The following is an 8855-nucleotide window of genomic DNA, read 5'->3' as shown; positions in this document are numbered from 1 at the left end:
TGATCCTTCACCGCTAGAAACGGATCCAAACCACGAGGTTTTTGGCATTTGACATTGTGCACGCTGTTGAGTTCTCAAGGATCGGACGCACTCGACTTCAAGCCCCATACGGGCTGTCGCTTCGAGGCAACTTGTATAACTTACCCAGCCGACTAATCCCTGTCAAATCACGGAAAGCAGCCGATTCCGAGTGCACCAAAGCGACTCGAACAACCACCCACCAGACCAGACACGCAGCCGGAGAGAGTTACCATCTTAGGCCTCCCCCACACTCACCTGAAACAGGAACAAGCATGAGACGAAGCTAAAACTGTGGTTCCACATGAGGCCGGGAAGCTCTGCGGCTTTCCGCACCTGTGGGGTACGTTTGAATACATTACGGCCGTCACACCGGGCCGTCAAAACCAGCAACCGCCCGGGCGTGTCACGCCCCAACGGGGCGGAAACGCAGCTTCCGTGCCACCGCGACGGCACCCTATTTCAGCACAGCGGCTCTGCCGCTCGGGGCGAGAGTCTCGGCCTCGTCGTCCTTCACTTCGGCGGAAACAGAGTCATCCGCACCGGGGTGGGCGGCGCCCCTGTCCCCACGGTACTTCCATAGGCCGATGCCGACCACGACGCCCGCGAGCAGCAGGGACATCAGGAGTTCCATGCGGGTGCGCTCGAGAATGGCCATGCCCGCGAGCAGCGCAACGATGGCGCCGATGGCCAGCCAGGTCAGGTAGGGGAAGGCCCACATCTTCAGGCTCAGGCGACTGGCGGCATCCGTGCCCATGCGCCGTCGCAGGATCAGCTGCGACACGGCGATGACGAGCCAGACGAGAAGCGCGATCGCTCCAGAGGTGTTGACGAGGAGGAGGAAGACCGTGTCGGGCGCGATGTAGTTCAGACCCACCGTGATGAACCCGACGACGGTGGAAGACAAGACGGCGGCGCGCGGCACGCCGCGGACGGAGATTTTCGACCACGCCGGGGGTGCGTCCCCGCGTTCCGACAGGGAGAACAGCATGCGGCTCGCGGTGTAGAGACCCGAGTTCAGGCAGGAGAGCACGCTGGTCAGCACGATGATGCCCATGATCGTGCCGGCCCCGGGGATTCCGTAGAGCTCGATCACCGCGACATAGGGACTCTTGGCCACGGAAGCGCTGTTCCACGGAAGCAGCGTGACGACGACGGCGATGGATCCGATGTAGAAGACGAGGATGCGCCATACGGTGGATTTGACTGCCTTCTTGACCGCGTCGACCGGGTTCTCGGACTCGCCGGCAGCGATCGTGGCGATTTCGGCGCCGAAGAACGAGAAGACGACCACGAGCACGCCGCCGAGGACGGCTCCGCTGCCACTGGGGAAGAACCCGCCGTTGCCGGTGAGGTTGGTCAGGCCGGGGGCCGCGACCCCGGGCATCAACCCGAGAATGGCCACGACGCCGAGCAGAAGGAAGACGGCGATGGCCGCCACCTTGATCGACGCGAACCAGAACTCGAATTCACCGAACATTTTCACTGAGGCGACATTGGTGCCCGTGAGGAGAACCATCAGGATAAGAGCCCAGACCCACTGGTCGACCTCGGGCACCCAGCGGTGCACGATGGCGGCGCCGGCCGTGGCCTCGATGCCGAGGACGATGATCCAGAACCAGGCGTACAGCCAGCCGATGCTCAGCCCAGCCCAGCGACCGAGGGCTTTGTCGGCGTAGGTAGAGAACGAACCGGTTTCTGGATGCGCCGCCGCCATTTCGCCCAGCATCCGCATGACCAGGATAACGAGCAGTCCCGCGGCCGAGTAGGCCACGAGGATGCCCGGCCCGGCCTGCTGGATGGCAGCTCCGGACCCAACGAAAAGGCCGGCTCCGATCACGCCGGCGATCGCGATCATCGAGAGGTGTCGCGGTTTCAGGGACTTGGACAGCTGCTGCCCTCCCCCGCCCTTTTTTTCGGCAGTGCGGTCTGTGTCCGTCTGGTTGGCCATGTCACTCCAGTTTCAGTGGGATGCTGCCACCCCGACGGTGGGGCCGACTGCTATCCATTGGTGCTTCGTGAGTCAGCGTATGACCGGCGATTACCGGCGCCGAAATCAACCCGCGGGTGGAAACGTGCTTGTAACGTGCGATTAATCGGCGGGCATGAGTGCGAGGACTTCGTCGCGGATGCGCACCATCACCTCAGGGGTCCCGGCCTCCACGGTGAGTCGCAGCCGGGGCTGCACCTGCTTCTGTCGCTGCTGCGGCGCTCGCTCCGGCTCGGTGCGCGATGGGCGCACGTTGAACCACCAAAACGGTTCGTCGACGCTCGTGAGGCCGATCACCGTGAGGCCGTCGATCTCCTCGAAGTCGGCGGAACCCGTGTAGGCGTCGACGACGCGCGCGTAGACCCCGGGCAGGTCGTCGACGGCCATGCTGATCTCGCCGGAATGGGCGTAGGGCATGGCATCCGTCGCCAGCGCCGACAACGGGCGGGGCTGGAATCCGAGCTCCGCCAGAACGTGCAGGGCCGCGAGCAGACCGCTGTCGGCGCACCAGAACTGCGGGAAGTAGTAGTCGCCGGTGTACCCCAACCCGAACACTGCCCCGGTGGCCCGCAACTCGGCCCGCATCCGGGATCCGTCGACCGAGGTGGGGACCGCGGCCGCGCCGGCCGCCTCGATCGTCTCCGCAACGAAGTGGGAGACATTGAGGTCGTGCAGAACCACCACATTCCGGTCAGGGTCCTCGATCCGCGCGCTCGCGATGGCGCGCCGGGCGAGCACCGCGCCGATCGCGGACGGAGGCACGACGCACCCGGTCTCGTCGACCACCACGCAGCGGCCGCCGTCCGCGTCGAAGCCGAGCCCGAGGTCGGCCTCGTGCCGAATCACGGCATTCCGCAGATCGGTGAGGGTGGTCGGGTCGGCAGGGTCGATGGTGTGCGGCGGGAGGTCCGGGTCCTGATCGAAGAAGAGCGGGACGATAGTGAGCGGTGCTGGGCGCGGTGGTTCGGCAGGGTCGGCCGCCGCGGAGGCGCCGCCGGCCGGGCCTCCGGCAGCTTTGCCGGTATCGTCGCCGAGAACGTAAGGCACCGTGACGGCGGCGGCGCCGCGGCCGGCGTCGACCACGACGGTGAGCGGGCGGATGCCGGTGAGCCCGACGAGCGCGCGCAGCCCGGCCGCGTAGTCGGGCAGCAGGTCGTACTCGCGGCGGCGACCGGGTATCGCCACCGGGGTCGGCCCGGCGGCCAGATAGCCGACGGCGCGGTCACGGATGGCGCCGAGACCGTGGTCGTGCCCGATCTCTAAGGCACCCGCCCGAAGCATGGTGAGTGAGGTGGCCGTGATCCGGGCGGCCGGGGCGTTTCGGGCTCCCGAGCCGAATCGAATTTCGTCGGTGGAGCACACGCCGAGGTCGACGACGGTGGCCCCTCGGGCCTCCGCACCCCGGGTGAAGGCGGCCACGAGCTCGCCCGCCGCGCCGCGGTCGTGACCGAGGAGTACCTCGCGGCTCTGCGCACCGACTTCGTCGACGAAGGCAGCGGCAAGGGCAGCCACCATCTGCGCGGTCAACGGTACGGCAGTCGTGCCGGTCACCTCGTCCGGGCCGACCGCGGCGCCCAGGCGGGCGGCGGCATCCGTCTCGTCCGTCATTTCGCGGATCCCGACTCGGCGGCCGGCCCGGCGGCCGGCTGTGCGCCCTGCCCGTCGGCCGGTTCGGTCGCCGGCCCGTCGGTGCGAAGGCGCACCAGCTGCCAGCCCTGCGGGGCTGCGGTCAGCCGGGCGTGCCGGGCACAGAGGTCGAAGGTGTGCGGCTCGCGCTGCACTGCGAGCGGACCGAGGACGGCCATCGCGTCGGCATAGTCGAAAGTGAGAGTCGCGGCGGATTCCTCCGGGCAGGCGACACGGGAGCAGGGCCGGAATGACATTGGCTACAGGTTACCCGTTCAACGGGTCGAACTAGGATGAGGGCATGTCTCGAGTTCGCCGTTCTGCCGTGTCGACGCCGGCCCCCGTTCAGCGCGGGCGAGGTCGGGACCGGCACGGCCGGGGCATCCGCAGCTCGGCGACCGGACCTTATTTGCCGCCTTTGCAGACGCGCATCGACACCTTCGATACGATCGTGGCGTCAACCGTCGACTACCTCCGCTCAGTCTGGCCGGAGCAGCTGGGTGATGTGAGATTCGTGGTTGCGGCCGGTCCTGCCTCGGTGCTGCCGGGCGTCGGAGTGGAGCGCTGGGCCGTGAACGCCGCGGAACGTCGCGTGGTCTTCTACCGTTTGCCGATCCAGCGCCTGACGCGGCTGCACCGGAACGACGACCTGCACCGGCGGATGGTGATCGAGAGCTGCGTGTTCCGCGCGATCGCCGAGCTGCTCGGCAAGGACCCGTGGGACCTGGCGCCGGATCGGTTCCGGCACTTCTAGGCTTCCGCTCGCGTCCTGTGCTGGCGGCGGCCGGGGTGCGCTTGGCCACTTTTTTGTGCCCGGATCCCCGTAATGACGGGGCTTGTGGCCGAAGTTTGCACCAATTTGAACTAATTCCAAACCGTTTGACGGAGGGGACCGAACCTCATTCAGCACCAAGAACCGCTGAATCCCAACCACAGACCCTAAGGATTTCCTCATGCGCTCATTCACCAAGACCACGCTCAGCCTCGCCACCGCGGGCCTCCTCATCGCCGGCCTCTCCGCCTGCTCGACCACCGCCGATGCGACCGCCCCGGCCGAGAATTCCTCCTCCTCTTCCTCCGAGGAAGCAACCCCCAAGGCTCTCGCTTCGATCCCCGCGCTGTCGGGCGTCGACACGTCCGTTCTCCTCGACGCCGACTTCGCTGCGGCGCTGACCAGCCTCGGTCTCACCCCCGGCACCGTAGGCACCGCCACCCTGACCGACGGCAGCCTGCACTTCCCGATCACCGGTGGAAACGTGGACTACTACGACCCCGAAGAGGACTACCGGCCCTTCGTCCAGGGCTCCATCGAACACGAGGGCTCCGGCTTCTCACTGACCGCCGGCGAGACCACGGTCGAATTGACCAACTTCACGATCGACCCGGGCACCAGCAAGCTGTTCGGTGACGTGAGCGTCAACGGAGAGTCAGCCGCCACCCAGGTCCTCCTCTTCAACCTCTACGGCGGGACCCTGAAGCCGCTCCAGATGGACGGCGACAACGCCATCCTCGAGGGCACCACCGTGCACATCTCGGCTGAGGCTGCCGGCCTGCTCAACGACACGTTCATGACGGATGCTGTCGCTGACCAGCTCCTGGTCGGCATCGCGAAGATCACGGTCGCCACCAAGTAACACCGCTTGTCAGGAAGGGCCCGCTGCGCAGCTGCGCAGCGGGCCCTTCCTTGTGTTGCTCGCGGTGGTCGTGACGCTGACCCGGCGCCCGGTTGCATGATGACCCGGCGGCCCGGTTGTGCCGACCGGGTCTGCCGACCGGGTCTGCCGCCCGCCCGGGTCATCTGCCCGCCCGGATCATCCGGGGCGGCCGCGATCGCTAACTTCGGAGATTTTCGCAACACGCCGCTCACCCAGGCGCCACAACCGGAATTTCGCGCTAATCTCCGCGTCTACGTCACACGGCGGATGCGAGGTGAGGGCCGTGTGACCGTTGCCCGCGGCGGACAGCTCAACGGATTGCGCCGTGGCCCCTCTCCTCCTCCACAATATGGGTCTCATCGGGTCATCCACAGAGGGATGACTGGTGCCGACCTGGGGCATGGAATGTCAGTGGGTACCCGTAACGTCGCCCTCATGGAGCCCACTTATAGCGAGAAGTTCGAGGCCCGGGGCGACACTTCGAGGCGATTCAGGCGACGCGGGCGGAGTCCGCCCGAGTCGAGGCCCGATTCGCCGCGCAGGTCGATGGAGCCCACCGGTGTTCAGAGACCACGGCCCGGACGCGACTCAGGGGAGCTCCGTGCACCTGCCCGACGGGATGCTGAAGGAGACGTCACCGACCGGGCGGACTCTCCGCAGCAAACCGGCCACGATCATCTGCCCGGGGAGGCATCCGGCTGAGTAGGAGAAGAAGAAGTAGGAGAAGAAGAAGGAGAAGCCGGAGTAGAAGGTGAAGAAGTCGCGGCAGCCGGATTCGGACGTACCGGCGCCGTTCTGATCGGGCGGAACAGGCGTCGTGCCACCTCGGGGCGGGCGCGGTGGACCGACATGACAACAATGACGACGATAGCCGTGGCGATGGCCACCCGGGTAAGCGGAATCGACGGGACCAGCAAACGGAGGGTGAGGGCCATCGGCACCAGGAGCCATTCCCAGCGGCCGCTGAGGGCGATGAACGGCAGCAGCAGCAGGGCATACCAGGAGTACCGCGGGCTCAGAATGAGCAGCGCACTGCCGATCATGACAAGTTGGCCCAGCCAGGGCTGGTCGGGGTCCGTCTTCCAGATCACAAGCACGGCAATAACGAAAAGCAGCACGCCGGCAACGATGACGGCCGAGCCGCCCGGGGCGACCAGCGAGAGCAGGGCGAAGCGGGTGCCGTCCTCGTACCCTTCCTCGGAGAGGTAGCCGGGCAGATAGCCGAGCACCCCGATACCGGTGGTCAACACATACGGCACGTACAGGAGCAGGAAGGTGACCACGGCGGCCACGGCGACCTTCCACCCCTGGCGCCGCAGCATGGCCGGGGCCGCGAGCACGGGAATCAGTTTGGTCGCGATCGCCGCGCCGAGCGCGATCCCACCGCTCCAATAGCGCCGGCCGGTGACCAGGAACACCGCGCTCAACGTGAAGACGACGCCGAGCATGTCGATGTGGGAATTCGTGACCGCTTCCGTAGCCACGAGCGGACACCAGGCCCAAAGCGCGGCGAACCGCTGGTCGATGCCACGGCGGCGCATCCCGACCAGCAGCATCACCGTGGTGCCGACGCTGAGCAGGAGGCCCGTCAGTTGCAGGGGCCAGTACTCCGCATCCGGCCCGGTGACCGCCCGGACGCCCGCGAAGAAGATCTCGGCGGCCGGCGGATAGATCGTGGGCACTCCGGTGCGGTTCAGTGCCGAACACAGAATCTCGCCGGACTCGCTTTTCAGCGCCGTCTGGATGCGTTCGCCGACGCACGCGAGATCGCCGGCCGCGGTCAGCTCCGGAGCCGGGAACAGCCAGTCGGGGCGCAGGGCGTCGAGCCGATCCTCGGCCGGTGTGTAGGCATACGGCGAAATGCCCTCGGTGGCGACGATGCCGTCCCAGGCGTAGCGCGCGGAGTCCGTGCTCGTGTTCGGCGGACCGACCATGGCCGCGGCCCCGATCCCGATCGATCCCGCCAGGATCAGCACGACCACGGCCCGGCCCCGCACCTCGCGCAGCGAGATCACGGCGAGCGCGAAAAGCAGCCACAGCCCGGTGGTGCAGATGACCAGAGGCACCGTGTCGCGTCCCGGCTTGAACAGGTCGTACGCGAGCACGCTGAAGGCGGTCAGGGCCGCACTGGCGGCAAGGAGGAGGGAGACGACGGCGATACGCACCCTGCCATCCTGACGGAACCCGGGCATTCGGGCCCAACCGTCCCGGTGCGCGTCACCGGACCGTAAGGATTGCGCCGCCTCTCCGGGCACCCCGGATGATGCAATGGAACCATGAGACGAATGATGTACGAGGCCCAGCGCGCGCTGGCCTCCCCGGTGCGCAATCCCCGGCTGGCGGTCGTGATCGGCCGGCTGCTCGGCGCCGCGTTCATCGTCTGCTTCGGCACCGGCCTATACAGCCATTTCCTGCAGGAGCCGCTGCCGTGGATGCGGTTCCCGACCCGGCCCGCGTCGCTCTACCAGATCACCCAGGGCACGCACATCGTGGCCGGCATCGCGTGCTTCCCGCTGCTGCTCGCCAAGCTCTACATCGTCTTCCCCGGCCTGTTCCAGTCGCCGCCGGTGAAATCGTTCCTGCACCTGCTCGAACGCGCGTCGATCGCCCTCTTCGTGGGCGCATCCCTGGTGCAGATCACCATCGGCCTGATCAACACCTACCAGTGGTACCCGTGGCCCTTTCCCTTCCGCGAGGTACACTACGCCCTCGGCTGGGTGTTGGTGGGACTGCTGGTGCTGCACATCGGCATCAAGCTGCCGATCATCACACGGTTCTGGAACGGGCGCGCCGCTGCCGAGCACGAGGCAACGGATGCCGCGAGCGACGTTGAGTCACCGGCCGACGTCGAGGCGGTGCGGCTCTGGGGCAGCGGACGTCCGTCCGGTGTGACGGGCCGGTTGATCGCCTGGATCGATTCCACGCCGTCGCTCGTGAACGAGACGACGACCGTGAACGAGACGACGACCGTGAGTCGCCGGGGCTTTCTCACCACGGTCGGAATCGCCTGCGCCGCCGTGGTGGGGCTGACCGCCGGCCAGACCTTTGCGCCTCTGGACGCGGTGAACGTGTTCGGTCCGCGCAAGAAGGGCGTCGGCCCTCAGGGCCTCCCGGTGAACCGCACGGCCGAAGAGGCGAAGGTCACCGCGTCGGCCGTCGCCGCCGGCTGGGTGCTCACCCTCGCTGCCGGTGGCGTGGAGCGCAGCTTCAGTCGGGCCGAGCTCGAGGCCCTGCCGCAGACCGCGGTGGAGCTGCCGATCGCCTGCGTCGAGGGCTGGAGCCAACTGGCGGTCTGGCGCGGGGTGCGCCTGTCGGAACTGGCCGACCTGGTCGGGGCCGACACCGGCGCATCCTTTCGTCTGATCAGTCTCGAGGAGCGCGGCAGTTTCAAGAAGACCGAGATGGGACCGGAATACGTGCGGGATCCGCTGACCCTGGTGGCACTCGAGCTGAACGGCGAGACGCTCGACCTGCAGCACGGTTACCCGGCGCGCATGATCGCCCCGGGACGGCCCGGAGTGCTGCAAACCAAATGGCTGAGCCGGATCGAGGCGATCACCGCATGA

7 protein-coding genes are annotated in these 8855 nt (G+C 67.2%); 3 read left to right on the top strand and 4 right to left on the bottom strand.

Annotated features, from left to right (window positions below; all coding sequences use genetic code 11):
* Positions 1-475 precede the first annotated feature (475 nt).
* The 3 genes from E3O22_RS09640 to E3O22_RS09630 form a co-directional block, all read right to left on the bottom strand.
* On the bottom strand, positions 476-1969 hold the full coding sequence (locus E3O22_RS09640; protein WP_134394055.1) for an amino acid permease: 1494 nt from the start codon (positions 1967-1969) through the stop codon (positions 476-478).
* A gap of 141 nt (positions 1970-2110) precedes the next feature.
* Positions 2111-3616 carry a phosphomannomutase/phosphoglucomutase gene (gene manB, locus E3O22_RS09635; RefSeq protein WP_134394056.1) on the bottom strand — a complete coding sequence of 502 codons (1506 nt, stop codon included), beginning with the start codon at positions 3614-3616 and terminating at the stop codon, positions 2111-2113.
* The gene (locus tag E3O22_RS09630) at positions 3613-3891 is read right to left on the bottom strand and encodes a DUF3499 family protein (RefSeq protein WP_134394057.1); all 279 of its coding nucleotides are present in this window, start codon (positions 3889-3891) and stop codon (positions 3613-3615) included. Before E3O22_RS09630 ends, manB begins: the two co-directional genes overlap by 4 nt.
* A gap of 44 nt (positions 3892-3935) precedes the next feature.
* On the opposite strand from E3O22_RS09630, the gene E3O22_RS09625 reads away from it, so the two are divergent.
* Positions 3936-4388 carry a metallopeptidase family protein gene (locus E3O22_RS09625; protein ID WP_134394058.1) on the top strand — a complete coding sequence of 151 codons (453 nt, stop codon included), beginning with the start codon at positions 3936-3938 and terminating at the stop codon, positions 4386-4388.
* A gap of 199 nt (positions 4389-4587) precedes the next feature.
* Positions 4588-5268 (top strand): hypothetical protein, encoded by a 681-nt coding sequence (locus tag E3O22_RS09620; protein WP_134394059.1) that lies wholly within the window; start codon positions 4588-4590, stop codon positions 5266-5268.
* Positions 5269-5963: 695 nt separating this feature from the next.
* Here the strand turns inward: E3O22_RS09620 and E3O22_RS09615 are convergent.
* Positions 5964-7454 (bottom strand): glycosyltransferase family 87 protein, encoded by a 1491-nt coding sequence (locus E3O22_RS09615; RefSeq protein WP_166784612.1) that lies wholly within the window; start codon positions 7452-7454, stop codon positions 5964-5966.
* Between the two features lie 111 nt (positions 7455-7565).
* Here E3O22_RS09615 and E3O22_RS09610 point away from each other — a divergent pair, with 111 nt between their 5' ends.
* Positions 7566-8855 carry a molybdopterin-dependent oxidoreductase gene (locus E3O22_RS09610; RefSeq protein ID WP_134394061.1) on the top strand — a complete coding sequence of 430 codons (1290 nt, stop codon included), beginning with the start codon at positions 7566-7568 and terminating at the stop codon, positions 8853-8855.

The organism is Cryobacterium sp. TMT2-18-2 (assembly GCF_004402245.1).
Lineage (GTDB): Bacteria > Actinomycetota > Actinomycetes > Actinomycetales > Microbacteriaceae > Cryobacterium > Cryobacterium sandaracinum.
Note: the sequence above shows the minus strand (reverse complement) of the source record. Positions and strands in the feature narration are given on the sequence as shown.

Coding starts and splice junctions, on each gene's coding strand:
- E3O22_RS09640 (WP_134394055.1), bottom strand. CDS start 1,969: ATGGCCAACCAGACGGACACAGACCGCACTGCCGAAAAAAAGGGCGGG.
- manB (WP_134394056.1), bottom strand. CDS start 3,616: ATGACGGACGAGACGGATGCCGCCGCCCGCCTGGGCGCCGCGGTCGGC.
- E3O22_RS09630 (WP_134394057.1), bottom strand. CDS start 3,891: ATGTCATTCCGGCCCTGCTCCCGTGTCGCCTGCCCGGAGGAATCCGCC.
- E3O22_RS09625 (WP_134394058.1), top strand. CDS start 3,936: ATGTCTCGAGTTCGCCGTTCTGCCGTGTCGACGCCGGCCCCCGTTCAG.
- E3O22_RS09620 (WP_134394059.1), top strand. CDS start 4,588: ATGCGCTCATTCACCAAGACCACGCTCAGCCTCGCCACCGCGGGCCTC.
- E3O22_RS09610 (WP_134394061.1), top strand. CDS start 7,566: ATGAGACGAATGATGTACGAGGCCCAGCGCGCGCTGGCCTCCCCGGTG.